Origin of the sequence: Streptomyces sp. NPDC006207 (assembly GCF_040613835.1) — a bacterium.
Classification (GTDB): Bacteria; Actinomycetota; Actinomycetes; order Streptomycetales; family Streptomycetaceae; genus Actinacidiphila.
Genome location: NZ_JBEXSX010000016.1, coordinates 82304 through 108480, shown reverse-complemented (window position 1 = coordinate 108480; position 26177 = coordinate 82304). Strand labels below are relative to the sequence as shown.

The following is a 26177-nucleotide window of genomic DNA, read 5'->3' as shown; positions in this document are numbered from 1 at the left end:
GGGTGAGACCGATGGACCGCTGCGTCGTCCTCGTGGATGCCGGCTACCTGCTCGGGGCTGCCGCGAGCCTCCTCGCCGGAGAGCCCTCACGGTCCAGGATCACGGTCGACCACGCCGAGGTCGTCGCGGGCCTGCGGGAGCGCGCCGAGAAGGAGACGGGCCAGCCGCTGCTGCGGATCTACTGGTTCGACGGCGCCCCCGACCGCGTCCCCCAGCCGGAGCACCGCAGACTGCGCGTGATGCCCCGGGTGACGGTCCGCCTGGGCGCGCTGACCCGGACCGACGGCCGCTGGGCGCAGAAGGGCGTCGACGCGGCCATGCACGCCGAGCTGTCGGAGCTGGCCCGCAACCGCGCCTGTTCCGACGTCGTCCTGGTCACCGGCGACGGCGACCTCCTGCCCGGCATGATGTCGGCGAAGGAGCACGGCGTCGCCGTCCACCTGTGGGCCGTGCAGGCCGCCGACGGCGACTTCAACCAGTCCGAGGACCTGGTCGCCGAGGCCGACGAGCGGCGCGTCCTGGACCGGGAGTGGATCACTCGGGCCATCCACGTGCGCGAACCCGCGGGGGTCTGCGCGCCCCTCACCCCGCGGCCCGAGATCGCCGCGATCCTGTCCGCGCCGCTGCCCGAGACCACCCGCAGCGCCGAGCCGCAGCCCGCGGCGGACCAGCCCGCGGAGCCGGCCGCCGTCGCGCCCCAGGTCGTCACCGTCGAGCGCAACGGCACCCGCCCGAACCCGCAATCGCCCGCCGCCGCGACCGGCAAGGGCATGGTGCCCACCCCCAAGGACGTCGCCGGCATCGTCCACCGCGGGCACTCCTCCCCGCACCCCGCCTCCCCGTCCGCCACCGGGGCCACCCTGCGCTGGTCCTCCGACCGCGGGCTGGTCGGCGGCGCCGAGGCCGCCGACGCGGGCCTGCCCACGCTGGCCCAGCTCACCAGCCCCGAACAGCGCTGGGCGGACCGCGAGGAGGACATCACCGCCGTCAGCGGCGACCCGTACGAGGTCGGCCAGGTCTTCGCCCGCCGCTGGATCGGCCGGCTCACCGACACGTCCCACCTCCAGGTGCTCTCCGCCGAGTACCCGCGCGTCCCGCACCGCATCGACGGCGAGCTGCTGCGCTACGCCGCCCGGTTCGGGCTGCTGGCCCACAAGGACGACCAGATCGACGAACACGACCGCTACGCCATCCGGGCGGGCTTCTGGCGCGAGATCGACGCCCGCGCGGTCGTCGCGAGGGCCTCTCCGGGGGAGTGAGCGCGCCCGGACCCGACCCTGCGGCACGTCCCGGCCGGGATGCAGCGTAGGCTCGATGCTCGTGAGTACGGGCACGGGACAGGGCGCCACCACGCGGACGGCGATGGTGGTGACCGTGCGCGGGCTGGTGAAGAGCTATCCGGCCGGGCGGGGGCGGCGCGGCGCCGCGAGCCCCCCGGTGCGCGCCAACGACGGCATCGACCTGGACATCCGGGGCGGTGAGATCTTCGGGCTGCTCGGCCCCAACGGTGCCGGAAAGACGACCTTGGTACGCCAGTTGACGGGGCTGCTGCGCCCCGACGCGGGCACCGTCCAGCTCCTCGGGCACGACCTCGTCCGGCACCCGGAGCGCGCGGCGCGGCTGGTCGGCTACCTCGGCCAGGAGTCGAGCGCGCTGGACGAGCTGACCGTCGCCCTGGCCGCCGAGACCACCGGACGGCTGCGCGGTCTGGACGCCAGGGCCGCGCGCGCCGAGCGGGACGCCGTCCTGGAGGAGCTGGACCTGACGGCCCTGGCCTCACGGCCGGTGAAGAGGCTGTCGGGCGGGGAGCGGCGGCTCGCCTGCTTCGCCGCCGCCCTGGTGGGCGAGCGGCCGGTGCTCGTGCTGGACGAGCCGACCACCGCCATGGACCCGGTCGCCCGGCGCGCGGTGTGGGCGGCGGTCGACCGGCGGCGCGCCGAACGCGGCACCACCGTGCTGCTGGTCACCCACAACGTGATCGAGGCGGAGACCGTACTGGACCGGGTCGCGGTCATCGACGACGGCCGGGTCATCGCCTGCGACACCCCGGCCGGGCTGAAGGCACTCGTCGCCGACGAGGTACGGCTGGACCTGGTGTGGCGGGAGACGCCCCCGCTGTCGGTGCCCGTCGTGGCGGCCCTGCGCGACGCCGCCCACGTCACCGGGCGCCGGTGGACGCTGCGGCTGCCGCAGCAGCGGGCCCGTTCCGTGGTCGCCGAGCTGACCGGCGGCCCGGCCTTCGGCGCGCTCGACGATTTCACCCTGACGGCGCCGAGCCTGGAGGATGTCTACCTGGCGCTCGGCGGCCGCCGGAAGGGACTGGTCAAGGCGTGAACGGCGGCAACGGCGAAGACGTGACCCTGGACGTGGACCGGAACGTGGACCTGGACGTGCGCGGCACCGCGCAGCGGGGCGGCGTGGAGTGACGATCATCTCCGCGGGAGCGGACACCCGGACGGCGGCACCGGCGGCGCCCGCCGCCCCCCTCGGCGAGGCGGCCGCGACGCTCGCCCCGCGCGCCCGGCTGCTGCCGGCGATGGCGGCGGTGTACCGGGCGCAGCTGTCCCGGGCGAAGGTCGCCCGGATCCCGCTGCTGTTCGTGGCGACCTTCCAGTCGGTCGGCATCATGATCATGATGCGTGGCGTCGTCGACGGCGGCCCGGCCGCGCGTGCGGTGGTCGCCGGGTCGAGCGTGCTGGTCGTCGCCTTCGTGGCGCTGAACCTGCTGGCCCAGTACTTCGGGCAGCTGCGCGCCTCCGGCGGGCTCGACCACTACGCCACCCTGCCGGTGCCACCGGCCGCCGTGGTGCTGGGCGTGGCAGGCGCGTACGCGTCCTTCACCGTGCCCGGGACGCTCGTGACGGCGGGCATCGGCTGTGCGCTGTTCCAGCTGCCGTTCGCCCACCTGTGGATCCTCGCCGCGGTCATCCCGCTGGCGGGGGCCGCGCTGTCCGGGCTGGGCGCGGCGCTCGGGCTGTTCGCGCCGCGCCAGGAACTGGCCACCCTCGCCGGTCAGCTCGGCATGTCCGCGGCGCTGCTGCTGGGAGTGCTGCCGGCCGGCAACCTCCCCCGGCCCATCGGCTACGTACGGGACCTGCTGCCCTCCACCTACGGCGTGGAGGCCTTCATCCGCAGCTTCGACGCCCACCCCGACTGGCTGGCGATCACCACCGACCTGTCGGTGTGCGCGGCCGTGGGCCTGGTGTCGCTGGCCGTGGCCACCTGGGCCTACCGCCGGGCGGCCTGCCGGTGACCCGTGGGTGTGGTGCCGGTGAGGTGCCGGTGCCGCGTGCCACGGAAGGACCTGGCACGATGGCAGGGTGACCGCACCCCTGACCCCCCATGATCAATGGCCGCCCGCGCCGCTGCCGCCGTTCCCGCAGCAGGAGAGCCGCATGGATCCCGTCCGGGAGCTCAAGAGCGGCGCGCTGACCGCGGTGCTCGTGGCCGTGGCGGGCGTGGTCCTCGGCCTGCTGTGGCTGTGGCTCGCGCCGCGGATCCCGCTGGTCTCCGACGGCAAGGCGGTCTACCTCAAGGACACCGAGGGGGAGCAGGCGATCGGCGCCGACGGCGTCTTCGTGCTGCTCGGGCTCGGCATCGGAGTGCTGACCGGGGCCGTCGTCTTCTGGCGCAACCGGCGCGGAGGCGTCGGCGTCGTCCTCGGCATGGCGGTGGGCGCGGTACTGGGCTCCCTGCTGGCCTGGCGGCTGGGCACCTGGCTCGGCCCCACCAGCGACCTGATCGCGCACGCCAGGGCGGTCGGCGCGAAGAAGGTGTTCGACGGCCCCCTCGCACTGCAGGCCAAGGGCGCGCTCCTGGCCTGGCCCGTAGGGGCCGTCCTCACCCATCTGCTGCTCACCACGGGTTTCGGCCCCCGCGACGAGCAGCCCCCCACCGTGCAGTGGACGCCGCCGCCCCCGGGCGCGTGACCCGCGGCCCGCAGGTCACGCCGGGCGCCTGCCGTGGTTGGCGTTGCGCTTCTTGATCCGCCACTTGCGCTTGCGGGTGCGCTTGGACATCGGGCCTCCCCTGGACCGGGTGTGCTTCCCGGCAGAGTGCGCCCGTACGGGCCCGCCGTCCAGGGGTCAGGCGCGACCGATCGGCGCGACGACCGCGTCCGTGAGCCGCACCAGGTCCTGCGGCGCCAGCTCGACCTCCAGGCCGCGCTTGCCCGCCGAGACGAAGACCGTGGGGTGCTCCAGCGCGGAGGCGTCCACGACGGTGCGCAGCCGCTTGCGCTGCCCCAGCGGGGAGATGCCGCCCCTGACGTATCCGGTGGTCCGCTCGGCGGCGGCCGGATCGGCCATACCGGCGCGCTTCCCGCCGGCCGCGGAGGCCAGCGCCTTGAGGTCCAGTGAGCCCGCGACGGGGACGACGGCGACGGTCAGCGCCCCGTCCACGTCGGCGACGAGGGTCTTGAACACCCGGTCGGGGGAGGTGCCCAGCGCCTGCGCGGCCTCCTCCCCGTAGCCGAGCTCCGAGGCGGGGTCATGGGCGTACGCGTGCACGGTGAAGGCGGCACCCGCCTTCTCCAGGGCGACGGTGGCGGGCGTGCCGCCGGAGGATGACTGCTTCTTCTTGGCCATGGCGCTGTGAGGATACGTCAGTTCGGGCTCGGGACCTGCCGGGTCAGGTCCACGGCGGGCAGGGTGCCGAGCTTGTTGATGACGGCCGCCTCGCGGCGCAGCAGCCGCAGTTCCCGCTCCAGCCGGGCCGCGGTGTCCGGGGCCTCCAGCAGGGCCTGCTTCTCCGGGGTCTCGGCGACGGTCGCGGCCGCCACCAGGTACGACAGCACGGTCGGGTCGTCCGGCAGCTCCTGGCTCCCCGCCAGGCTCCGCTCCCGCGCCCCGGCCAGCCGCTTCTGGTAGGTGCGGAAGGCCCGCGCCACGTCGGCCGCCAGCGCCCCCGACCCGGTGCCGGGCTCCTCCGGGACCGCCTCGACCTCTCCGACCAGGTACGGCCCTGAGGCGTCCACCGACAGCAACCGGAAGCGCGTCGTACCGGTCGCCACGACGTCGAAGCCGCCGTCCTCGCGCTCCCCGATCGTCGCCGCGTCCGCGGTGCAGCCCAGCGCGTACAGCGCCCCGGACAGGTCCGGCGCGTACCCGGCGGCGGCCTCCTCCGCCCCGGCGGGGGCGACCTCGTGGCCGTCCCGGATCGCCACGACGCCGAAGGTGCGCGGCGCGTCCTCCGGCAGGGCCAGCAGGTCGCGGAAGAGCGCGCGGTAGCGCTCCTCGAAGACGTTCAGCGGCAGCACGAGCCCCGGGAAGAGGACGGAGCCGAGCGGGAAGAGCGGAAGGCGAGCGGTCACGGTCAGCAATCCTAGGGCCTGCGGCGTTCACCCCCATCGTCGCCCTCGTCCCGCACCACCCGTTTTCGCCCCGGACGACCCGTATGCGGCCATCGCCCCCCACCGGGCGCACCGGCTCGCCGGGCCCGCAGGCCCGCGGCGGCGTCAGCCGCGGCGCAGCAGGCGGGAGGCGCCGGCGGCGACCGTGGTGGCGAGGATCCAGCCGAGCATGCTGAGGACCGCGGCGGCCCATTGGGCGTTGCCGGTCAGGCGCCAGGCGTTGTCCTGCCCGAGGTTGATGACCGGCAGGAGCAGGTCGAGGGCGAACAGGGAGGGGTTCCAGTGGGGGAAGGCGCCGCCGTCGACGGGATCGGGCCTGCCGTGCGCGGTGAAGAAGACCGCGCCGAAGGCCCAGAGCAGCGCCATCCATATGGCGGCGCGGCCCGGGCGGTAGCCGTAGCCGACGGTCACGTCCTGCAGGTAGCCCCAGAGCTTGCCCGCCAGGGGGAGGGTCTCGCGGCGCCGGCGTTGCTTGGCCAGCAGCACCTCGCGGGCGTCGGCGTCCTCGCCGCTCGCGCGCAGGGCGGCCGACAGGTGCTCGTACGGCTCGGGGCTGTACTCAGGGGTGGCCGCGGCCAGCCAGGCGATCCGGGCGCGCAGCGGGAAGGCGCCCTCGGGGCTGAGGGAGCCGTAGGCGAAGCCGGTCAGGTCGAGACCGCCGGCGTCGGGCCAGCAGGTACGGCTGTCCGTGAGGTTGCCCACCCGCGCGCCCGCCAGCGAGATCGTCCCGGTCGGGGGCTGGTCGAGGGTGAGCCGCAGCTCGGGCGTCTGGATCCGGCGCAGTGACAGTTGCTGGCCGCCGGTGAGCCGGAACCGCGCCTGGTGGATGATCACCGCGTTGCCGAACCGGCCGTCGTCCAGCCGCACTCCGCCGTCCGAGCTGAAGCGCCGGGTGCGCACGCCCAGCGGCGGGGTGCCGCCGCCGGATCCGCCGGTGCCGACGTAGCCCGCGCTCAGGTAGAGGGTGTGCTCGACGGTGACCCGGGCCGCGTTGAGCGCGTAGCGCCCGTACGGGTTGTGCAGCCGGCTGCCGCGCAGGCTGAGCCGGCCGCCGATGCGGGCGCTGCGCAGGCTGATCTCGCCGGTCGCCTCGATCAGCTCGGCCTCGACGTCCTGGGCGACGCTGAGCCCGTCGGCCGCCAGCGCCCGGCCGTGCCGGTCCTTGCGCAGGGTGATCTGGTTGAGCAGCAGGTCCGTGCCGATGTGGGCGTCGGTGAGCCGTATCCCGCCCTCGATCGTGCACTGCGGCAGGTGCAGGTCCCCCGAGGTGTGCAGACGGGCCGCCTCCAGCCGCGGTATGGCGCAGCGCACCATGCGCAGGGTCGTGAAGCTGCACTCCGCGAGCAGCACCTGTTGCTCGAAGCGGCAGTCGTGCAGCTCCACATACGGCACCACCGTGCCGCCCGAGAGGTTGAGCTGACCGCTGATCTGGGCCCCGGACAGCTTCACGCACGACACGCGCCCCGAGGCGGCCTGCGGCCCGTCGAGCAGCAGCTTGGCGATCACCTCGGCCCGCACCGTGCGGTCCGGTCCCCAGAAGCGGTCGGCGGCCGGGTCGTCCCGCTCCGGGATGCCGGTGCGCAGGTCGTACAGCTCTCCCCGGCGGAAGGCCTCCCACAGGCCCTGCTCCACAGCGCTCCAGTCGTGCGGCGGCGCGACGTCCGACGGCTCGGTCACCGGTTTCCCTCCCGTGGCTGGCGACGACGACGGAAACGCTAGCCGGGGAGATCATGGGACGGGGCCCGTACGCGTATCACGGACTGATACTCGACGAAGGCCGTGAGGGCGGTTCTCTACACTTGGGAGGGTGATCTCCCGAATCGATCTGCGCGGCGACGCCTTCCCGGCGGACGGCGTCGACCGCGACCTGCTGCCCCGTGCCGAGCTCGACGTCGAGGCCGCACTGGAGAAGGTGCGCCCGATCTGCGAGGACGTGAAGCATCGTGGCACCGCGGCACTGATCGACTACGCGGAGAAGTTCGACGGCGTCACCATCGACCGGGTGCGCGTTCCGGCCGAGGCGCTGACCCGGGCCCTGGCGGAGCTGGACCCGAAGGTGCGGGCCGCGCTGGAGGAGTCGGTCCGCCGCGCCCGGCTCGTCCACGGCGAGCAGCGCCGCACCGACCACACCACGCAGGTCGTGCCGGGCGGCACGGTCACCGAGCGCTGGGTGCCGGTGGAGCGCGTGGGCCTGTACGTGCCCGGCGGCCGCTCGGTCTACCCGTCCTCCGTGGTGATGAACGTGGTGCCCGCGCAGGAGGCCGAGGTCGGCTCGATGGCCGTCGCCTCGCCCCCGCAGAAGGAGTTCGGCGGGCTCCCGCACCCGACGATCCTCGCCGCGTGCGCGCTGCTCGGCGTGGACGAGGTGTACGCCGCGGGCGGCGCCCAGGCCGTCGCGATGTTCGCATACGGCACCGAGGAGTGCCGTCCGGTGAACATGGTCACCGGCCCCGGCAACATCTGGGTCGCCGCCGCCAAGCGCCTGCTCAAGGGCCGCATCGGCATCGACGCGGAGGCCGGCCCGACCGAGATCGCCATCCTCGCCGACGCCACCGCCGACCCGGTGCACGTCGCCGCCGACCTGATCAGCCAGGCCGAGCACGACCCGCTGGCCGCCGCCGTCCTGGTCACCGACTCCGTGGACCTCGCCGAGGCGGTGGAGAAGGAGCTGGAGACCCAGGTCGCGGCGACCAAGCACGTCGAGGACCGGATCGCCCCCGCGCTGTCCGGCCGCCAGTCCGGCATCGTCCTGGTCGACGGGATCGAGCAGGGCCTGCAGGTGGTGGACGCCTACGCGGCCGAGCACCTGGAGATCCAGACCGCGGACGCCGCCGCCGTCGCCGCCCGGGTGCGCAACGCGGGCGCGGTCTTCGTCGGCGCGTACGCGCCCGTATCGCTCGGCGACTACGCGGCCGGCTCCAACCACGTCCTGCCCACCGGCGGCTGCGCCTGCCACTCCTCGGGCCTGTCCGTGCAGTCCTTCCTGCGCGGCATCCACGTCGTGGACTACACCCGCGAGGCGCTCGCCGGGATCGCCGCGCACGTGGTGACCCTGGCCGACGCCGAGGACCTGCCCGCGCACGGCGCCGCGGTCCGCGCCCGATTCGATTGGACGGTACCGGGTCCGTGACCGGCATCGACGACCTGCCCATCCGGGACGAGCTGCGCGGCAAGTCCCCCTACGGCGCCCCGCAACTCGACGTCCCCGTACGCCTGAACACCAACGAGAACCCGTACCCGCTGCCCGAGGCGCTGGTCGAGCGGATCGCCGAGCGGGTCCGCGAGGCCGCCCGCGACCTCAACCGCTACCCCGACCGGGACGCGGTCGAGCTCCGCACCGAACTGGCCGGGTACCTGACCCGCACCGCGGGCCACGAGGTGGGACTCGCCAACGTGTGGGCCGCCAACGGCTCCAACGAGGTCATCCAGCAACTGCTGCAGACCTTCGGCGGCCCCGGGCGCACCGCGATCGGCTTCGAGCCCTCGTACTCCATGCACGGGCTGATCTCCCGCGGCACCGGCACCGGCTGGATCTCCGGCCCGCGCCGCGAGGACTTCACCATCGACGTGGCCGCCGCCGCGCGGGTCATCGCCGAGCAGCGGCCGAACGTGGTCTTCATCACCTCCCCCAACAACCCGACCGGCACCGCCGTCGCCGCCGACACCGTGGTGGCGCTGTACGAGGCGGCCCAGGCGGCCCGGCCCGCGCTGGTGGTGGTCGACGAGGCGTACGGCGAGTTCAGCCACGGTCCGTCCCTGCTGCCGCTGATCGAGGGCCGCCCCAACATGGTGATCAGCCGCACCATGTCCAAGGCCTTCGGCGCCGCCGGCCTGCGGCTGGGCTACCTCGCCGCCGACCCGGCGGTGGTGGACGCCGTCCAGCTGGTCCGGCTGCCGTACCACCTGTCCGCCGTCACCCAGGCCACCGCGCTGGCCGCCCTGGAGCACACCGATACGCTGCTGGGGTACGTCGAGCAGCTGAAGGCCGAGCGGGACCGCCTGGTCGGCGAGCTGCGGGCGATCGGCTGCGAGGTCACCGACTCCGACGCCAACTTCGTCCAGTTCGGCCGCTTCGAGGACAGCCACCGCGCCTGGCAGGCGATCCTCGACCGCGGCGTGCTCGTCCGCGACAACGGCGTACCGGGCTGGCTGCGGGTCACCGCGGGCACCCCGGCCGAGAACGACGCGTTCCTCGAAGCGGTACGCGAGCTGAAGAAGGAGCAGTAACCACATGACCCGCGTCGGCCGCGTGGAGCGCACGACCAAGGAGACCTCCGTCGTCGTCGAGCTCGACCTCGACGGCACCGGCAGGACCGAGATCTCCACCGGAGTCGGCTTCTACGACCACATGCTCGACCAGCTCGGCCGCCACGGCCTCTTCGACCTCACGGTCAAGACCGAGGGCGACCTGCACATCGACACCCACCACACCATCGAGGACACCGCCCTCGCGCTGGGCGCCGCCTTCAAGCAGGCGCTCGGCGACAAGGTGGGCATCTACCGCTTCGGCAACTGCACCGTGCCGCTGGACGAGTCCCTCGCCCAGGTCACCGTCGACCTGTCGGGCCGCCCGTACCTGGTGCACACCGAACCCGAGAACATGGCGCCGATGATCGGCTCCTACGACACGACGATGACCCGGCACATCCTGGAGTCCTTCGTCGCCCAGGCGCAGATCGCGCTGCACGTCCACGTCCCGTACGGGCGCAACGCCCACCACATCGTGGAGTGCCAGTTCAAGGCGTTGGCCCGGGCCCTGCGCTACGCCTCCGAGCGCGACCCGCGCGCCGCGGGCATCCTCCCGTCGACGAAGGGCGCCCTCTGATGAGCAAGCCGGCCGTTCTCTTCATCCTGCTCGGCCTCTTCCTGGCCGGCGGGGTGTACTCCTTCTGGAAGCAGAAGATGCCCAAGAGCATCGTCGTGCTGCTCGGTGTCGGCTCGGCCATGTCGCTGGCGGCCGGCCTGCTGCGGCTGTAGGGGGTTCCGGCAGATGAGCAAGGCCGCCAAGAAGGTCGTGGTCCTCGACTACGGCTTCGGCAACGTCCGTTCCGCCGAGCGCGCGCTCGCCCGGGTGGGCGCGGACGTGGAGATCACCGCCGACTTCGACAGGGCCATGAACGCCGACGGGCTGCTCGTCCCCGGCGTCGGCGCCTTCGCCGCCTGCATGGCCGGGCTGAAGGCGGTGCGCGGTGAGTGGATCATCGGCCGCCGGCTGTCGGGCGGCAGGCCCGTGATGGGCATCTGCGTCGGCATGCAGATCCTCTTCGAGAGGGGCGTCGAGCACGGCGTCACCACGGAGGGCTGCGAGGAGTGGCCCGGCACCGTGGAGCCGCTGCGCGCACCGGTCGTGCCGCACATGGGCTGGAACACCGTCAAGGCGCCCGAGGACTCCCGGCTGTTCGCCGGCCTGGACGCCGAGGCCCGCTTCTACTTCGTGCACTCCTACGCGGTGCGCAGCTGGGAGCTGGAGACCGCCAACCCCGGCATCCGGGTCCCGAAGGTCACCTGGGCCACGCACGGCGAGCCCTTCGTCGCGGCGGTGGAGAACGGTCCGCTGTGGGCCACCCAGTTCCATCCGGAGAAGTCCGGCGACGCCGGCGCCCAGCTGCTGACCAACTGGCTCGACACCTTCAAGGACTAGGACGTACGCCGCCATGAGCACGACGCACCGCCTCGAACTCCTTCCCGCCGTCGACGTCCGCGACGGCCAGGCCGTCCGCCTCGTCCACGGCGAGTCCGGCTCCGAGACGTCCTACGGCGACCCGATGGCCGCCGCCCTGGCCTGGCAGCAGGCCGGTGCCGAATGGCTGCACCTGGTCGACCTGGACGCCGCCTTCGGCACCGGGGACAACCGGGAGCAGATCGCCGAGGTGGCCCGCTCCATGGACATCAAGGTCGAGCTGTCCGGCGGCATCCGCGACGACGGGACGCTGGCCGCGGCGCTCGCCACCGGCTGCACCCGGGTCAACCTCGGCACCGCCGCCCTGGAGACCCCGGAGTGGGTCGCCAAGGTCATCGCCGAGCACGGCGACCGGATCGCGGTCGGCCTGGACGTCCGCGGCACCACCCTGCGCGGCCGCGGCTGGACCCGCGACGGCGGCGACCTCTACGAGACGCTGGCCCGCCTGGACTCCGAGGGCTGCGCTCGCTACGTCGTCACCGACATCAACAAGGACGGCACCCTCCAGGGCCCCAACGTCGAACTGCTCAGGAACGTGTGCGCCGCGACCGACCGGCCGGTGGTCGCCTCCGGCGGTGTCTCCTCCCTCGACGACCTGCGCGTCCTGGCGACTCTGGTCCCGGAGGGCGTCGAAGGCGCCATCGTGGGTAAGGCCCTGTACGCCAAGGCGTTCACCTTGGAAGAGGCTCTGGAGGCTGTGTCGCGATGACCCAAACCCCTGCCGTACGGCGTGTGCAGAGCGACAGCCCCTGGGAGGAGCAGTTCGGTTTCGCACGTGGCGTCGCGGCGGGGGACCGGGTCCTCGTCGGCGGCACGATGCCGTTCGTCGGCACCATGCTGTACGGCGAGGGCGACCCGTACGAGCAGGCCAAGACGGCGTTCACCAACGCGCTCGGCGTGCTGGAGGAGTTCGGCCTCGGCGCCGAATCGGTCGTCCGCACCCGCATGTATCTCACCCACACCCGCGACGTGGACGCGGTGGGCCGGGCCCACAAGGAGTTCTTCGACGCCGTGCGACCCACCGCGACGGTGGTCGTCGTCTCCGGTTTCGTGGACTCCCGGGTCCTGGTCGAAGTCGAACTGGAAGCATTCCGAGGAGCTTGAGCACCATGACCCTGGCGGTCCGAGTCATCCCCTGCCTGGACGTGGACAACGGCCGGGTCGTCAAGGGCGTCAACTTCCGGAACCTGCGGGACGCCGGCGACCCCGTCGAGATGGCCAAGCTGTACGACGCCGAGGGCGCCGACGAGCTGACCTTCCTCGACATCACGGCCTCCTCCGGCAACCGCGAGACGACCTACGACGTGGTGCGGCGCACCGCCGAGCAGGTCTTCATCCCGCTCACCGTCGGCGGCGGCGTGCGGTCCGCCGAGGACGTCGACAAGCTGCTGCGTGCCGGGGCCGACAAGGTCGGCGTCAACACCGCCGCGATCGCCCGGCCCGAGCTGCTGCGCGAGATCGCCGAGCGGTTCGGCCGCCAGGTGCTGGTGCTGTCCGTGGACGCCCGCCGCACCGACGCCGGGACGCCGTCCGGCTACGAGGTGACCACGCACGGCGGCCGCCAGGGCACCGGCATCGACGCCGTGGAGTGGGCGCACCGCGCGGCCGAGCTGGGCGCCGGCGAGATCCTGCTCAACTCGATGGACGCCGACGGCACCAAGGACGGCTACGACACGGAGATGATCGCCGCCGTCCGCAAGCACGTCACCGTCCCCGTCATCGCCTCCGGCGGCGCGGGCCGCCTCACCGACTTCCCCCCGGCCGTCGCGGCCGGCGCCGACGCCGTCCTGGCCGCCTCCGTCTTCCACTTCGGCGACCTGCGCATCGGCGAGGTCAAGCGGACCCTGCGGGACGCCGGGCACCCGGTGCGCTAGGCCGTGTCGTCAAATGAGCGCCGGCCGCCCGGAGGGCGGGCCCAGCGGCGTCTGGTGCGGTGCATCGCAAGGCGGAGAGTCGTCCTCGTAGTGGGTTACTCGGACGATTCGACAACGCAGCGTGGGGGCACCCCCGGCCGAAGGCTGGGGGAGTGCCGTGCCAGGCGTCGCCGAGCAGGCGGGCATTTGACGACACGGCCTAGGCCGGCCCGTTCCGGCCCGCGGCCCGGACGGCGACGCGGTCGCAGGCCAGGAGCGGCCGCGCGGCGGCGAGGGTGAGGGCGGTGAGGGTGACGCCGCTCGCGGCGCTGACGGCGGCCGCGGGGAGGGAGCCGTCGGCGAGGATCAGGCCGCTGACGGCTGAGCCGCCCGCGATGCCGGTGGTGACCAGGGTGACCAGCCAGGCAAAGGCCTCGGTGACGGTGCCCGCCGGGGCGAGTTCGCCGGTGAGCCCGAAGACCACGGTGAGCAGCGGCGCGAAGAACACCCCGCTCAGCAGGGCGGCGACCACCATCGGCAGCGGGCCGGGGACCAGGGCGAAGGGCCAGAAGGTGACGGCCATCCCGGCGGCGGTGACGGCCGCCTTGGTGGCCGGGTCCGCCCGCCAGGGCAGGACGGCGATCAGCAGGGCGCCGATCAGGGCGCCGGTGGAGTTCAGCGCCAGCAGGGTGCCCGCGCCGCCGGGCAGCGGGTGGCGCTCGGCGTAGGCGACGGCGAAGACGTTGAACGTGCCCAGGGCCCAGCCGCATCCGGCCAGCGCGCACAGCACTACCACCAGGGCCCGGTTGCGCAGCGGACCCAGCCAGTCGACGGAACGGGTGGCGGAGGCCCAGGCGCGGGAGGGCGCGGAGGTCGCGACGGAGAGCGCGCCCACCACCCCGAGGACGGCCGCGGCCAGCAGCGCCAGCCGGGCCGGGCCGAGCACCGCCAGCCCGCCGACCAGGAGCGGGCCGGCGATGAAGACCAGCTCCTGCGCACCGGCGTCCACCGCGTACGCCGACTCCAGTTCGTCCGGCTCGACGAGGTCCGGCCAGAGCGCGCGCAGGCACGGCTCCAGCGGCGGCGAGGCGGCCCCGGCGACGGCCGGGCCGAGCACGGCCACCGCCGTGCTGCCCGGTGCGGCGGCCAGCGCGGCGAAGCCGCAGGCCGAGACCAGCGCCGAGACGATCAGCACGCGCGGCTGGCCCAGCCGGTCCGCCCACCGTCCGAGCAGCGGCCCGCCGATCGCTCCGGACACCGCGTAGACGCCCCCGGCGGCGCCGACCAGCCGGTAGTCGGCGCCGGCCGCGCGCAGCGCCAGCGCGATGGCCAGGGCCGCCATGGCGGTCGGCAGCCGTCCGACGAGCGAACCGGACAGCAACCGGCCCACATGGGGCCGGCGGAGCAGCTTCAGGTACGGCACACGTCACCCACGGAGGTCGAGCGCTGCGGCGATCACGTCGTGCACCAGGGTCTCACCGGACGCCCGGTTCTCCTTCAGCCGTTCGAGGTCCTCCGGGCCGAACCAGCCGTACTCCGTGTGCTTGCCCGGCTCCAGGCGCGGACGCGCGAGGTCCCCGTCGACGTCGACCACGAAGTCCGCCTCATGGCGCAGGCCTTGACCGTCGTCGCCCTCCCAGGTGGACACCCCGATCAGCCGCCGCACGGCGCGCAGCCGCCAGCCGGTCTCTTCCTCCACCTCGCGGGCGAGGGCCGCCAGGAGGGTCTCGCCGGGCTCCACATGGCCGCCGACGATGTCCCAGCAGTCCGGGAAGAGCCTGCGGCCGGGGGAGCGGCGCTGGGCGAAGGCCCTGCCGTCCGTGTCGAGGACCACCGCCCCGACGGCCCAGGTCTCGCCCGGGCGCGGCACCGGTATCCCGGGCCCCGCCGACCCTACGTCCGTTCCCGTCCCACCCTGGTTCGCGCCCATGGCCGCAGAGCGTAGCCCGATGTGCAGGATCAGTTGCGCAATTTCTGTTGCGCAAATTTCCTTTCCTATCTAGCCTCCCGGGTATGCCCGATGAAGAGGCGGAGGAGAACTCCGCAGACCCCCGCAGGATCACCGACCTCGACGCGCTCAAGGTCTTCACGCACCCGCTGCGCATCGAGCTCTACCGCGCCCTGTTCACCGCCCGCACCGCGACCGCCTCCCAGCTGGCCGACCAGGTCGACGAGGCGGTGTCGCTGGTCAGTTACCACCTGCGCAAGCTCGCCGCGCACGGCTTCATCACCGAGGCCCCCGGGCAGAGCTCGGACGGCCGCGAACGGTGGTGGAAGGTCAGCTCCGAGCGCGGATTCACCTTCCGCACCTCGGACTTCGCCGACCGCCCCGAGGGCGCCGCCGTCATGGGCGAGGTGACCCGGCAGCTCCTCGCCACCCGCTACGCGCGCTACGCCGCCTACCTCGACCAGCAGTTCGCCTGGGACAAGGAGTGGACCGACGCGTCCTTCAGCTCCGAGTACATGCCCCGGCTCACCGCGCAGGAGATGCGCCGGTTCGGCGATGAGCTGGGCGAGCTGGTCATGCGCTGGGTCGACCGCGGGCGCGCCGCCGAGGAGGCGGGCGACACCGAGGGCCGTGAGCACGTCGCGGTGCACCTGTACGGATTCCCCCACCGGCCGTGAACCCCGAAGGAGGCGACCGCATGACGGCGCCCGCCACCGCCGCACCGTCCCTGTCCCCTTCCCGTGCCCCCGCCCACCGGGACGCCAACGTCCTGCGCTGGCTCGCCGCCTTCACCGCCTCTCTCGTCGGCGACGCCGTGTGGTTCCTCGCCCTGTCCTGGGCCGCCACCCGCGCCGGCGACCCCGGGCGGGCCGGCCTGGTCCTCGCGGCCGGCGCCGTGCCGCGCGCGGTGCTGATGCTCGGCGGGGGAGTGCTGGCCGACCGGTTCGGGCCGCGACGCATCGTCATCGGCAGTGATCTGACCCGGTGCGCGGTGATGTTCGCGGCGGCCGCGCTGCTCGCCCTCACCACCCCCGGGCTGTGGGCGCTGGCCGTCGTCGCGGTGCTCTTCGGCGCCGTGGACGCGGTGTTCCTGCCCGCCGTCGGCGCCCTGCCGCCGCGCATCACCGGCCCGGACCAACTGGGCCGCCTGCACGGGATGAAGGGCATCGCGATGCGGGTCGGCAACGTGGCCGGCGCGTCGCTCGGCGGCACGGTCGTCGCGACCGGGGGCGCCCCCACCGCGTTCGCCGTCGCGGGCGTGCTGTTCGCGGTCTCGCTCGTGCTGCTGCTCGCCGTCCGCGTGGCCCCGCTGCCGCCCGACGACGGTGCCGCGCAGGCGGACGGCACCCCGTGGCGGGAGCTGGTGGACGGCCTGCGCCACATCCGGGGACGGCGCGCGCTCACCGCGCTCATGGTCGTCATCGCGGTCGGCGAGCTCGGTTTCACCGGGCCGTTCAACATCGGCCTCGTGCTGGTCGCCGCCGACCGGGGCTGGGGCGCCGCCGGGCTCGGCTGGATCGTCAGCGGCTTCGGCGCCGGCGCGGGCGCCGCTTCACTGCTGCTGACGGTGCGCGGCCGGCTGCCGCGCGCCGGGCTGGCCCAGGCCTGCTGCCTGGGGCTGGGGGCGGTCGCGGTTGCCGCCTTCGCCTTCGTCCCCGCGCTGCCGGGGGCGGTCGCCGTGGCCGTCGTGATCGGCCTCGTGGCAGGACTGAGCGGGGCACTGTGCGGAGCCCTGCTGCAGACCCTCACCGAACCCGCCTACCTCGGCCGGGTCAGTTCGGTGGCCGCGCTGTTCTCGCTCGGCGTCGCCCCGATGAGCTACCCGCTCACCGGGGCCGCCATCGGCGCCTGGGGTCCGCAGCCGGTGTTCGTCGTCAGCGCGGCGGTCGCGGCCGCGGGAGCCGTCGCGGGACTCGCCGCGCCGGCGCTGCGGCGGGCGGAACTCGCCCGCCGCCCCGGGTAGCCGGACTCAGGCGGTGATCCCGAGCCTGGCGTCGTACAGCCGGGTCACCGCGTCCTTGTCGCCCTCGGTCTCCACCCGGGCGGAGTCCTGCCGGCCGAAGGCGAACAGCAGCAGCTCGCCGGGCTCCCCGGTGACCGTGACGACCGGGGCGCCGCGGTGCGCCACCGCGGTCTGCCCGTCCGGACGGCGCAGCACCACGCCGACCGGGGCCTTGCGGCCCAGCAGCCGGGCGGAGCGCTCCAGCCGGGACCAGAGCAGTTCGGCGAAGACGGGGTCCAGTTCGCGCGGCGACCAGTCCGGCTGGGCCCGGCGCACGTCCTCGGCGTGGACGAAGAACTCAACGGTGTTGGCCGCCTCGTCGATCTGCTTGAGGGCGAACGGCGACAGCCGCGGCGGCCCGGTGCGGATCAGCCGGATCAGTTCCTGGAAGGGCCGTTCCGCGAACTCCTTGCGCACACGCTCCGACCGGTCCGCGAGGAAGGGGATGACCAGGCCGGCCGAGGCGTCACCGCGGCGCTCCCGCACCACGATGTGGGCGGCGAGGTCGCGGGTGGTCCAGCCCTCGCAGAGGGTTGGCGCCTCGGGTCCGGCACTCTCCAGCAGGTCGGCGAGGAGCAGACGTTCACGCTGGGCATGAGTCGACATGACGTCAGCCTACGTCCGGCCCCCGCCGGTGGGCAGCAGCTACGGCAGCGGTTTCGTCAGCTTCTTGCCGTCCAGCTTGTTGCTGAGGGTCAGGGAGCAGGAGATGGTGTCCTTGCCCTGCACCTGGTAGCCCGAGAGCTTCGGGTACAGCGCGTAGTAGTAGTACCCGGGGTTGTCCTTGACGTCCTTCAGGCGCTTGGCGGCGTCCGCCTCGCACAGCTTCAGGACCTTGGCCTTGAGCGCGGCCTCGGTGTCGAAGGTGCCCGTGATGGTCTCGTTGGCGATGACCTCGGCGTCGTGCGGGCCGTTGCAGGAGACCGTCGTGACCTCGGTGACGCCGCTGTCCAGGCCCGGATCGTCGAAGCACTGGCCGGGGCTGAGCACGACGTACTTGCGGAAGGTCTCCGAGGGGTCCGGCTCCGTGGACGCGGTCGCCGTGTCCTGCGTGGCGGGGGCCGAGGCCGTGGGGCTGCTGCTCGTGGACCCGGTGGCGCCCTTGTCGTCGTCCTCGCCGCCGCTCAGCGCGATCGCCAGGCCGCCGACGACGACGGCTATCAGGACGACCGCGCCGATGACGATCGCGGCCACCTTCGCGCCGCCACCGCTGCGCGGCGGCTGCGGCGGGGGCGGGTAGCCGTAACCGCCGCCCTGCTGCGCAGGCCCGGGGAACTGCGGCTGGTTCTGGTACGGCTGCGGCTGGTACTGCTGCTGCGGCTGGGGTTCGTACTGCGGCGGGCCGAAACCCCCCGGGGGCGGCCCGAAACCGCCGCCCTGTCCGGGGCGCGGGTCGTCGGGCGGCGACGGCGGAGGAAAACTCATGGACGAAGCATGCCCCATACGGGTGAGCGGGGTGAGGGCAGGAGCCGAAGTCACGCCGCCCGCAGCGGGCAGAATGGGGGTATGGAATCCCCGCTCGACCCAGCCGTCGCCGCCCGTCTCAAGCGCACCGCCGACGGCCTCGTCCCCGCCGTCGCGCAGCAGTACGACACCGGCGAAGTCCTCATGCTCGGATGGATGGACGACGAGGCGCTGCACCGCACCCTCACCACCGGCCGCTGCACCTACTGGAGCCGCAGCCGCCAGGAGTACTGGGTCAAGGGCGACACCTCCGGGCACGTCCAGCACGTGAAGTCCGTGGCCCTGGACTGCGACGGCGACACGATCCTCGTCAAGGTCGACCAGGTCGGCGCGGCCTGCCACACCGGCGACCGCACCTGCTTCGACGCGGGCGAACTGCCGCTGGCCTGAAGCGGCCGCGCCCGGGCACTAGGCTGCGGACCATGACCACGGGCACCGTCACCCCCGACCTCGACACCTTCCGCAAGCTGGCGCAGGACCGCCGTGTCATCCCGGTCAGCAGGAAGCTGCTGGCCGACGGGGACACCCCGGTCGGCCTGTACCGGAAGCTCGCCGCCGAGCGCCCCGGCACCTTCCTGCTGGAGTCCGCGGAGAACGGCCGCTCGTGGTCCCGCTACTCGTTCGTCGGCGTCCGCAGCGCCGCCACCTTGACCGAGCGCGACGGCCGGGCCCACTGGCTCGGCACGCCGCCGGTCGGCGTGCCGGCCGGGGGCGACCCGCTGGAGGCGCTGCGGGCCACGATCGAGGCCCTGCACACCCCGCGCGACCTGCACGACGACGCGGGCCTGCCGCCGTTCACCGGGGGCATGGTCGGCTACCTCGGCTACGACGTCGTGCGCCGCCTGGAGCGCATCGGCGACCACGCCCGCGACGACCTGGGCCTGCCCGAGCTCACGATGCTGCTCACCTCCGACCTGGCGGTGCTCGACCACTGGGACGGCTCGGTGCTGCTGATCGCCAACGCGATCAACCACAACGACCTCGACACCGGCGTCGACGAGGCGTACGCCGAGGCCGTGCGGCGGCTCGACGCCATGACCGAAGACCTGGCCCGTCCCGTGGACTCCGCGCCCGCCGAGCTGCCGCCGTCCCGGCTGCCGGAGGAGGTCACCTCGCGCTTCGGCGGCGCCGCGTACCAGGCCGCGGTGGAGACGGCCAAGGAGTACATCCGGGCCGGCGACGCCTTCCAGGTCGTGCCCTCGCAGCGGTTCGAGACCCCCTGCCCGGCGAGCGCGCTCGACGTCTACCGCGTGCTGCGGGCGACCAACCCCTCCCCCTACATGTACCTGCTGCGCTTCGACGGCTTCGACGTCGTCGGCTCCAGCCCCGAGGCGCTGGTCAAGGTCGAGGACGGCCGGGCCATGGTGCACCCCATCGCGGGCACCCGCCCGCGCGGCGCGACGCCCCAGGAGGACCAGGCGCTCGCCGACGAACTGCTCGCCGACCCCAAGGAGCGCGCTGAGCACCTGATGCTGGTCGACCTGGGCCGCAACGACCTCGGGCGGGTCTGCGAGCCCGGCAGCGTCGAGGTCGTCGACTTCATGTCGATCGAGCGGTACAGCCACGTCATGCACATCGTCTCCACCGTCACCGGCAGCCTCGGCGCCGGCCGCACGGCCTTCGACGTCCTCACCGCCTGCTTCCCCGCGGGCACCCTGTCGGGGGCGCCCAAGCCGCGGGCGATGCAGATCATCGACGAGCTGGAGCCCACCCGGCGCGGGCTGTACGGCGGCGCCGTGGGCTACCTCGACTTCGCCGGGGACTCCGACACCGCCATCGCCATCCGCACCGCGGTGCTGCGCGGCGGGACCGCCTACGTCCAGGCCGGCGCCGGCATCGTCGCCGACTCCGACCCGGTCAGCGAGGACACCGAGTGCCGGAACAAGGCCGCCGCGGTGCTCCGCGCCGTCGACACGGCGGGCCGGATGCGCGGCGGGGCGTGACCGCCACCGGCAGGACCCGCGTGCCGGGGCGCGGCAGCGACGGGGGATAGTGGTCCGGTGAGCAGTTCCGTACCCCAGCCCCGCACCGTCGCAGAACCGTCCGGCGAGCCCGCACCCCGCCGGGCGGCCGGCCGCGGCAGCCTCGTCCTCGCCCTGGCGAGCGGCGTGGCCGGCGCCGCGGTCGTGCTCCTGGCCTCGGGCAAGACCTGGCAGAAGGGCAGCGCCCCGTTCGCCGGCGGCGGGATGCCGGTCAGTGTCTCCGGCCACCAGGTCACCGGGGTGCCGGGCGCGCTCGCGCTGGTGGGACTCGCCGCCCTCGTGGCGGTCTTCGCCGTACGGGGAGCGGCCCGGCTGCTCGTCGGCGGGCTGCTCGCGCTGTGCGGGGCCGGGGCCCTCGCGGCGGCGCTGCTCGCGCTCGGCGACACCGCGGCCCTGGACGCCGCCGCGGCGACCGCCAGCGGCCTCAGCCGTACGACCGTCACCGGGGCCGCCACCAGCGCCTGGCCGGGCGTCTCCGCGGCCGGTGGGGCGCTGCTGCTGTCCGCAGGCGCCGTCGCCCTCCTCCGCGCCCGGACCTGGCCCGGGATGTCGAACCGGTACGACCGCGACACCCCGAAGGCGTCGCAGCCCGCCCGTACCGCCGCACCCGCCGCCGGCGAGGAGCGCCCCGAGGACCTGTGGAAGGCGCTGGACCGCGGCGAGGACCCCACCGAGGCGCCCTGACGCGCCGGGCCACCCCCCGCGCGCGGAGCGTCAGCGGAACGGGGGACAATGGCGCCTGACGCGCGCCATCGCGCGGGCGGAGCAACTGACGACCCTTTTGTAGAACGACTTGGGAGCACTCATGGCGGGCAACAGCCACGGACACACCCCTGCCGCCTGGACCGGCGTGACCATCGCCTTCATCGGCTTCTGCGTCGCGGCTGCCTTCGTCGTCCTGGCGGAGCCGATCGGTATGTTCGCCGGCCTGGCGGTCGCCGCCCTGGGCGGTCTGGTCGGTCTCGGCATGCGCGCCGCGGGCCTCGGCAAGCCGGTGCCGGAGAAGCAGCACGGCTGACCCGGGCACGGACCCCGCAGCCGCCGCCGGCGCATCCGCCGGCGGCGGCTGCGTCCTTTCCGGCCACCCCGGGTGTCCCTGCCGGCCGCGGCGCGGGACAATCACCGCGTGACCGAGACCGCCGCCAGGCCGAAGCCGATTGCCCTCGCCGCCCCGCTGGGCGTGCTCGGCGGTGTCGCCGCCGCCTTCGCGTACGTCGGCACCTTCGACCCGAACGAGGCCGGGCACTACCCGGTCTGCCCCCTGCTGCACTACACGGGCCTGTACTGCCCCGGCTGCGGCGGGCTGCGCAGCGCGTACGCGGTCGTGCACGGCGACTTCGGCACGGCGTTCGGCCTCAACGCGCTGGCCGTGGCGGGCTACCTGCTCTTCGCCGTGGTGTGGACGGTCTGGCTCATCCGGACGCTGCGCGGCCGGCCCTTCCCGCTCGCGCTGCGGGCCGTCCACTGGTGGGCGATCACGGGTGCCGTGCTGCTCTTCACCGTCGTCCGGAACCTTCCGTTCGGGACCGCGCTGGCGCCCTGACCAGCGACGAAGGGACGACCGGACCGTCCGTCCGGTGGGCCCCCGCCCCGCCGGATGCGGGTCCTCCGCCCACCGGCGGTTACCATCGCAGTGCTGGTGGAACATCTCACTGGCTTGATCGTTTCGCTTTCGGAAGGGGTCCTCTCGCGTGAGTGTGCTCGACGAGATCATCGACGGAGTCCGCGAGGACCTCGCCGAGCGGCAGGCCCGGGTCTCCCTCGACGAGCTCAAGGAGCGGGCGGCGAAGGCGCGCGACGCCAAGGACGGCGTGGCGGCCCTGCGCGGCGACAGCGTCAAGGTCATCTGCGAGGTCAAGCGGTCCAGCCCCTCCAAGGGCGCTCTGGCCGCCATCGCCGACCCCGCGGGCCTGGCCGCGGACTACGAGGCGGGCGGCGCCGCCGTCATCTCGGTCCTCACCGAACAGCGCCGCTTCGGCGGCTCGCTGGCCGACCTCGAGGCCGTCCGGGCCAAGGTCGACATCCCCGTGCTCCGCAAGGACTTCATCGTCACCGCCTACCAGCTCTGGGAGGCCCGCGCCTACGGTGCCGACCTGGCGCTGCTGATCGTCGCGGCGCTGGAGCAGGACGCGCTGGTCTCCCTGATCGAGCGGGCCGGGTCCATCGGGCTCACCCCGCTGGTCGAGGTGCACGACGAGGAGGAGGTCGAGCGCGCCGTCGACGCGGGCGCCCGCATCATCGGCGTCAACGCGCGCAACCTCAAGACCCTCGAGGTCGACCGCGGCACCTTCGCCCGCGTCGCCCCGGAGATCCCGGACCACATCGTCAAGGTGGCCGAGTCCGGCGTCCGCGGCCCGCACGACCTCATCGCCTACGCCAACGACGGCGCCGACGCCGTCCTCGTCGGCGAATCGCTGGTGACCGGCCGCGACCCCAAGGCCGCCGTGGCCGACCTCGTGGCCGCCGGCGCGCACCCCGCGCTGCGCCACGGACGGGGCTGACCGGCACCATGACGACCTACGCGCGACTGGCCCGGGGCTGCCGTCCCCGTGGCTGCCGCGCGCCCGCGCGGCGCGTCCTCGGCCGCCGCGTGCGCTACCACATCGGCTGCGAGCCGGGTCAGATCAACGGGCGCCGATGGCGCTGACGGCAGCGCCGTCCTCCTGATGACCGGGGCACGGGCGTGCCCACCGGCGACCGCGCCGGTGAGCGTCCCGCCGTGCTCCCCGGCCGCGGGCGTGCGCATGCCGCCGGCGGCGCCGAACGCGCCGTAACGTGACCATTGGTACGCGAAACCCTGGGGGCTGCCGACGCACGCCCCCGAAGGAGCCGAGAACGTCATGTCCGAAGACTTCTTCATCCCCGACCCCGAGGGCCGGGTGCCCAGTGCCGAGGGCTACTTCGGCCGGTTCGGCGGCAAGTTCATCCCGGAGGCGCTGGTCGCCGCCGTGGACGAGGTCGCCGTGGAGTACGACAAGGCAAAGTCCGATCCGGCCTTCGCCGCGGAACTGAACGACCTGCTGGTGCACTACACCGGCCGGCCGAGCCCGCTCACCGAGGTGCCGCGGTTCGCGGAGCACGCCGGCGGGGCACGGGTCTTCCTCAAGCGGGAGGACCTCAACCACACCGGCTCGCACAAGATCAACAACGTGCTGGGCCAGGCGCTGCTCACCAAGCGCATGGGCAAGACCCGGGTCATCGCCGAGACCGGCGCCGGCCAGCACGGCGTGGCGACGGCCACCGCCTGCGCCCTGTTCGGCCTGGAGTGCACCATCTACATGGGCGAGGTCGACACCGAGCGCCAGGCGCTCAACGTCGCCCGCATGCGCATCCTCGGCGCCGAGGTCATCCCCGTGAAGTCCGGCAGCCGCACGCTGAAGGACGCGATCAACGAGGCGTTCCGCGACTGGGTCGCCAACGTGGACCGCACCCACTACCTCTTCGGCACGGTCGCGGGCCCGCACCCCTTCCCGGCGATGGTGCGCGACTTCCACCGCGTCATCGGCGTCGAGGCCCGCCGCCAGATCCTGGAGCGCGCGGGCCGGCTGCCGGACGTGGTCGCCGCCTGCGTGGGCGGCGGGTCCAACGCGATCGGCCTGTTCCACGCCTTCATCCCGGACGGGTCCGTGCGTCTGGTGGGCCTGGAGGCGGCAGGGCACGGCGTGGACTCCGGCGAGCACGCGGCGACGCTCACCGTCGGCGAGCCCGGCATCCTGCACGGCTCCCGCTCCTACGTCCTGCAGGACGACGAGGGCCAGATCACCGAGCCGTACTCGATCTCGGCCGGCCTGGACTACCCCGGCATCGGCCCCGAGCACGCCTACCTCAAGGAGACCGGCCGCGCCGAGTACCGCCCGGTCACCGACGACGAGGCGATGCAGGCGCTGCGCCTGCTGTCCCGCACCGAGGGCATCATCCCGGCCATCGAGAGCGCCCACGCCCTCGCCGGCGCGCTGGGGGTCGGCCGGGAGCTGGGCGAGGAGGGCCTGGTCCTGGTCAACCTCTCCGGCCGCGGTGACAAGGACATGGACACGGCCGCCCGCTACTTCGGGCTGTACGACGAGTCTGAAGGAGCACAGCGGTGAGCGGGCAGATCGAGCTGCTGGACCGGACCCTGGCCGGTGCCAGGGCCGAGGGGCGCGCCGCCCTGGTGGCCTACCTCCCGGCCGGTTTCCCGACCGTGGAGGGCGGCATCGAGGCGGCGAAGGCGGCCCTGGAGGGCGGTGCCGACGTCGTCGAGATCGGCCTGCCGCACAGCGACCCCGTGCTGGACGGCCCGGTCATCCAGACCGCGGACGACATCGCGCTGCGCGGCGGTGTGCGGATCAAGGACGTGCTGCGCACGGTGCGGGAGGCGCACGCCGCGACCGGGAAGCCGATCCTGGTCATGACGTACTGGAACCCGGTGGACCGCTACGGCACCGAGCGCTTCGCGGCCGAGCTGGCAGAGGCGGGCGGCGCGGGCTGCATCCTGCCGGACCTGCCGGTGGAGGAGTCCGAGGTGTGGCGGAAGGCCGCCGAGCAGCACGGACTGGCCACCGTCTTCGTGGTCGCCCCGAGCAGCCGGGACGAGCGGCTGGCGAAGATCACGGCGGCGGGCTCCGGCTTCGTCTACGCGGCCTCGCTGATGGGCGTCACCGGCACCCGTGAGAGCGTCGGCGCCGAGGCGGCCGACCTGGTGCGGCGCACCCGGGCCCAGACCGAGCTGCCGGTCTGCGTGGGCCTGGGCGTCTCCAACGCCGCCCAGGCGGCCGAGGTGGCGGGTTTCGCGGACGGGGTGATCGTCGGCTCGGCGTTCGTCAAGCGGCTGCTCGACGCGCCGGACCTGGAGCAGGGCCTGGCCGGGGTGCGCGAGCTGGCGGCGGACCTCGCCCAGGGCGTCCGCCGGTAGCGGCGCCTCACTCTTCCGGGCGAAACATGGGCCGGGGGTACGCGCGAGCGTGCCCCCGGTTCGTTGTGCCTGGGTGTGAGCGAGAAGAACCGTGAAGGAAAGCGCAGTGCCCGGGACCGGCTGCAGGAGCAGCGCGCGGAGGACGAGCGCCGGCACAAGCGCAAGAGGACGCTGATCGTCGCGGGCTCCGTGGTGGGGGTCCTGGCCGTCGGCGCCGTCATCGGGATCGTGGTGGCGGGCAGCGGCGGTGGTTCCGGCGCCCCGGCCGTCACCCCGGTGGGCGCGACCGGCAAGGACAAGCTGGCCCTCCCCAACGGCGCGAGCGACGCCCCGTCCACCCTGACCGTGTACGAGGACTTCCGGTGCCCGGCCTGCGCGGCCTACGAGAACGAGCTCCGCGACACCATCCACGCCCTCCAGGACCAGGGCCAGCTCAAGGTCGAGTACCACCTCGTCCGGCTCATCGACGGGAACCTGGGCGGTACCGGATCGCTCAACGCCGCCAACGCCGCGGCCTGCGCGCAGGACGAGGGCAAGTTCCGCGCGTACCACGACGTCCTCTACCGGAACCAGCCGCAGGAGAACGACGACCACTTCGCCGACAAGACCTACCTGCTGGAGCTTGCGGGCAAGGTGCCGGGACTGAAGACCGACGCCTTCACCACCTGCGTGAAGGACGGCACGTACGACGACTGGGTGAACGCCAACAACGAGGCCTTCGGCGCCGCCGGCTTCAACTCCACGCCCACCATCCTGCTCAACGGCGGGGGGAACCTGCTCGCCAAGGGGCAGCCCAACCTGACCGCGGACCGGCTGAAGCAGCTGGTCACCGAGGCCAACAAGGGCAAGAAGCCCGGCACCGCGACGCAGGGCGCCACCCCGCCGAGCGCTTCCGGGTCGCCGGGTGCGCCGGGATCGGCGAGCGGCTCCGCGACCGCGGGAGGCTCTCCCGCGGCCTCGCAGGGCGGCTGAGCTCCCGCCCGTTATCCAGCCGTTGCCGGGCGGGT

The 26177-nt window shown here is 73.9% G+C and carries 32 protein-coding genes; 24 read left to right on the top strand and 8 right to left on the bottom strand.

What is annotated here, in order from left to right:
* Positions 1-11: 11 nt before the first annotated feature.
* The 4 genes from ABZ312_RS15705 (at position 12) to ABZ312_RS15690 (ending at position 3929) form a co-directional block, all read left to right on the top strand.
* Complete coding sequence (locus tag ABZ312_RS15705; RefSeq protein WP_500356941.1) at positions 12-1259, top strand: NYN domain-containing protein; 1248 nt, start codon at positions 12-14, stop codon at positions 1257-1259.
* A gap of 55 nt (positions 1260-1314) precedes the next feature.
* The gene (locus tag ABZ312_RS15700; protein WP_500330531.1) at positions 1315-2334 is read left to right on the top strand and encodes an ABC transporter ATP-binding protein; all 1020 of its coding nucleotides are present in this window, start codon (positions 1315-1317) and stop codon (positions 2332-2334) included.
* A gap of 202 nt (positions 2335-2536) precedes the next feature.
* Entirely contained in the window at positions 2537-3253 is a 717-nt protein-coding gene (locus tag ABZ312_RS15695) for an ABC transporter permease (RefSeq protein WP_500330585.1), read from the top strand.
* 67 nt (positions 3254-3320) lie between these two features.
* The gene (locus ABZ312_RS15690; RefSeq protein WP_500330532.1) at positions 3321-3929 is read left to right on the top strand and encodes an ABC transporter permease; all 609 of its coding nucleotides are present in this window, start codon (positions 3321-3323) and stop codon (positions 3927-3929) included.
* A gap of 15 nt (positions 3930-3944) precedes the next feature.
* Here the strand turns inward: ABZ312_RS15690 and ABZ312_RS15685 are convergent, their stop codons facing one another.
* The 4 genes from ABZ312_RS15685 to ABZ312_RS15670 all read right to left on the bottom strand — a co-directional run bounded on the left by ABZ312_RS15685 (position 3945) and on the right by ABZ312_RS15670 (position 7027).
* Entirely contained in the window at positions 3945-4019 is a 75-nt protein-coding gene (locus tag ABZ312_RS15685) for a 50S ribosomal protein bL37 (protein ID WP_488180945.1), read from the bottom strand.
* A 66-nt stretch (positions 4020-4085) separates the two neighbouring features.
* Positions 4086-4586, bottom strand: a complete 501-nt coding sequence (gene ybaK, locus ABZ312_RS15680; protein ID WP_500330533.1) for a Cys-tRNA(Pro) deacylase — start codon at positions 4584-4586, stop codon at positions 4086-4088.
* 17 nt (positions 4587-4603) lie between these two features.
* Positions 4604-5311, bottom strand: coding sequence for an LON peptidase substrate-binding domain-containing protein (locus ABZ312_RS15675; RefSeq protein WP_500330535.1), 708 nt, complete (start codon positions 5309-5311; stop codon positions 4604-4606).
* A 144-nt stretch (positions 5312-5455) separates the two neighbouring features.
* Positions 5456-7027, bottom strand: a complete 1572-nt coding sequence (locus ABZ312_RS15670; protein ID WP_500330536.1) for an oxidoreductase — start codon at positions 7025-7027, stop codon at positions 5456-5458.
* Positions 7028-7157: 130 nt separating this feature from the next.
* Here ABZ312_RS15670 and hisD point away from each other — a divergent pair, with 130 nt between their 5' ends.
* Genes hisD through hisF form a run of 8 tightly spaced genes read left to right on the top strand, consistent with a single transcriptional unit; the run spans position 7158 to position 12904 of the window.
* Positions 7158-8480: a histidinol dehydrogenase gene (hisD, locus tag ABZ312_RS15665; protein ID WP_500330538.1), complete on the top strand. Its 1323-nt coding sequence runs from the start codon at positions 7158-7160 to the stop codon at positions 8478-8480.
* Positions 8477-9577 (top strand): histidinol-phosphate transaminase, encoded by a 1101-nt coding sequence (locus ABZ312_RS15660; protein ID WP_500330539.1) that lies wholly within the window; start codon positions 8477-8479, stop codon positions 9575-9577. The genes hisD and ABZ312_RS15660 overlap by 4 nt, the downstream gene beginning before the upstream one ends.
* 4 nt (positions 9578-9581) lie before the next feature.
* A complete protein-coding gene (gene hisB, locus ABZ312_RS15655; protein ID WP_319661088.1) occupies positions 9582-10175 on the top strand; it encodes an imidazoleglycerol-phosphate dehydratase HisB in 594 nt (197 codons plus the stop codon).
* On the top strand, positions 10175-10327 hold the full coding sequence (locus ABZ312_RS15650) for a CG2302 family histidine operon protein (protein ID WP_499511324.1): 153 nt from the start codon (positions 10175-10177) through the stop codon (positions 10325-10327). Before hisB ends, ABZ312_RS15650 begins: the two co-directional genes overlap by 1 nt.
* Positions 10328-10340: 13 nt before the next feature.
* Positions 10341-10991 (top strand): imidazole glycerol phosphate synthase subunit HisH, encoded by a 651-nt coding sequence (gene hisH / locus ABZ312_RS15645; protein WP_500330541.1) that lies wholly within the window; start codon positions 10341-10343, stop codon positions 10989-10991.
* A gap of 13 nt (positions 10992-11004) precedes the next feature.
* On the top strand, positions 11005-11739 hold the full coding sequence (priA, locus tag ABZ312_RS15640; RefSeq protein ID WP_500330543.1) for a bifunctional 1-(5-phosphoribosyl)-5-((5-phosphoribosylamino)methylideneamino)imidazole-4-carboxamide isomerase/phosphoribosylanthranilate isomerase PriA: 735 nt from the start codon (positions 11005-11007) through the stop codon (positions 11737-11739).
* Complete coding sequence (locus ABZ312_RS15635) at positions 11736-12134, top strand: RidA family protein (RefSeq protein ID WP_499511321.1); 399 nt, start codon at positions 11736-11738, stop codon at positions 12132-12134. The genes priA and ABZ312_RS15635 overlap by 4 nt, the downstream gene beginning before the upstream one ends.
* A 5-nt stretch (positions 12135-12139) precedes the next feature.
* Positions 12140-12904 carry an imidazole glycerol phosphate synthase subunit HisF gene (gene hisF / locus ABZ312_RS15630; RefSeq protein ID WP_500333195.1) on the top strand — a complete coding sequence of 255 codons (765 nt, stop codon included), beginning with the start codon at positions 12140-12142 and terminating at the stop codon, positions 12902-12904.
* Positions 12905-13103: 199 nt separating this feature from the next.
* Here the strand turns inward: hisF and ABZ312_RS15625 are convergent, their stop codons facing one another.
* Complete coding sequence (locus ABZ312_RS15625; RefSeq protein WP_500437856.1) at positions 13104-14306, bottom strand: MFS transporter; 1203 nt, start codon at positions 14304-14306, stop codon at positions 13104-13106.
* Positions 14307-14309: 3 nt separating this feature from the next.
* The gene (locus tag ABZ312_RS15620; RefSeq protein ID WP_500356943.1) at positions 14310-14813 is read right to left on the bottom strand and encodes an NUDIX hydrolase; all 504 of its coding nucleotides are present in this window, start codon (positions 14811-14813) and stop codon (positions 14310-14312) included.
* Positions 14814-14896: 83 nt separating this feature from the next.
* On the opposite strand from ABZ312_RS15620, the gene ABZ312_RS15615 reads away from it, so the two are divergent.
* Together ABZ312_RS15615 and ABZ312_RS15610 are read left to right on the top strand one after the other, a co-directional pair.
* The gene (locus ABZ312_RS15615; RefSeq protein WP_500330549.1) at positions 14897-15508 is read left to right on the top strand and encodes a winged helix-turn-helix domain-containing protein; all 612 of its coding nucleotides are present in this window, start codon (positions 14897-14899) and stop codon (positions 15506-15508) included.
* Positions 15509-15528: 20 nt separating this feature from the next.
* A complete protein-coding gene (locus ABZ312_RS15610; RefSeq protein ID WP_500437854.1) occupies positions 15529-16794 on the top strand; it encodes an MFS transporter in 1266 nt (421 codons plus the stop codon).
* A 6-nt stretch (positions 16795-16800) separates the two neighbouring features.
* On the opposite strand, the gene ABZ312_RS15605 is transcribed toward ABZ312_RS15610, so the two are convergent.
* Positions 16801-17439: a TIGR03085 family protein gene (locus tag ABZ312_RS15605; protein WP_499511315.1), complete on the bottom strand. Its 639-nt coding sequence runs from the start codon at positions 17437-17439 to the stop codon at positions 16801-16803.
* Positions 17440-17478: 39 nt separating this feature from the next.
* A complete protein-coding gene (locus tag ABZ312_RS15600) occupies positions 17479-18258 on the bottom strand; it encodes a hypothetical protein (RefSeq protein WP_500437852.1) in 780 nt (259 codons plus the stop codon).
* Between the two features lie 81 nt (positions 18259-18339).
* Between ABZ312_RS15600 and hisI the strand changes: the two genes are divergently transcribed.
* The 10 genes from hisI to ABZ312_RS15550 all read left to right on the top strand — a co-directional run bounded on the left by hisI (position 18340) and on the right by ABZ312_RS15550 (position 26142).
* Complete coding sequence (gene hisI / locus ABZ312_RS15595) at positions 18340-18687, top strand: phosphoribosyl-AMP cyclohydrolase (protein ID WP_499511313.1); 348 nt, start codon at positions 18340-18342, stop codon at positions 18685-18687.
* A 32-nt stretch (positions 18688-18719) separates the two neighbouring features.
* Positions 18720-20240 carry an anthranilate synthase component I gene (locus ABZ312_RS15590; protein ID WP_500330554.1) on the top strand — a complete coding sequence of 507 codons (1521 nt, stop codon included), beginning with the start codon at positions 18720-18722 and terminating at the stop codon, positions 20238-20240.
* 57 nt (positions 20241-20297) lie between these two features.
* Complete coding sequence (locus tag ABZ312_RS15585) at positions 20298-20963, top strand: TIGR02234 family membrane protein (RefSeq protein WP_500330556.1); 666 nt, start codon at positions 20298-20300, stop codon at positions 20961-20963.
* A gap of 121 nt (positions 20964-21084) precedes the next feature.
* Positions 21085-21297 (top strand): HGxxPAAW family protein, encoded by a 213-nt coding sequence (locus ABZ312_RS15580; protein ID WP_500330558.1) that lies wholly within the window; start codon positions 21085-21087, stop codon positions 21295-21297.
* 108 nt (positions 21298-21405) lie between these two features.
* Positions 21406-21822 carry a DUF2752 domain-containing protein gene (locus tag ABZ312_RS15575; RefSeq protein ID WP_500330560.1) on the top strand — a complete coding sequence of 139 codons (417 nt, stop codon included), beginning with the start codon at positions 21406-21408 and terminating at the stop codon, positions 21820-21822.
* 148 nt (positions 21823-21970) lie between these two features.
* On the top strand, positions 21971-22780 hold the full coding sequence (gene trpC, locus ABZ312_RS15570; RefSeq protein WP_500330562.1) for an indole-3-glycerol phosphate synthase TrpC: 810 nt from the start codon (positions 21971-21973) through the stop codon (positions 22778-22780).
* 8 nt (positions 22781-22788) lie between these two features.
* On the top strand, positions 22789-22926 hold the full coding sequence (gene trpM / locus ABZ312_RS15565; protein WP_431959897.1) for a tryptophan biosynthesis modulator TrpM: 138 nt from the start codon (positions 22789-22791) through the stop codon (positions 22924-22926).
* 193 nt (positions 22927-23119) lie between these two features.
* On the top strand, positions 23120-24364 hold the full coding sequence (trpB, locus tag ABZ312_RS15560) for a tryptophan synthase subunit beta (RefSeq protein WP_500330564.1): 1245 nt from the start codon (positions 23120-23122) through the stop codon (positions 24362-24364).
* Positions 24361-25170 carry a tryptophan synthase subunit alpha gene (trpA, locus tag ABZ312_RS15555; protein ID WP_500330566.1) on the top strand — a complete coding sequence of 270 codons (810 nt, stop codon included), beginning with the start codon at positions 24361-24363 and terminating at the stop codon, positions 25168-25170. The genes trpB and trpA overlap by 4 nt, the downstream gene beginning before the upstream one ends.
* A gap of 75 nt (positions 25171-25245) precedes the next feature.
* Complete coding sequence (locus ABZ312_RS15550; protein ID WP_500330567.1) at positions 25246-26142, top strand: DsbA family protein; 897 nt, start codon at positions 25246-25248, stop codon at positions 26140-26142.
* Positions 26143-26177 lie beyond the last annotated feature (35 nt).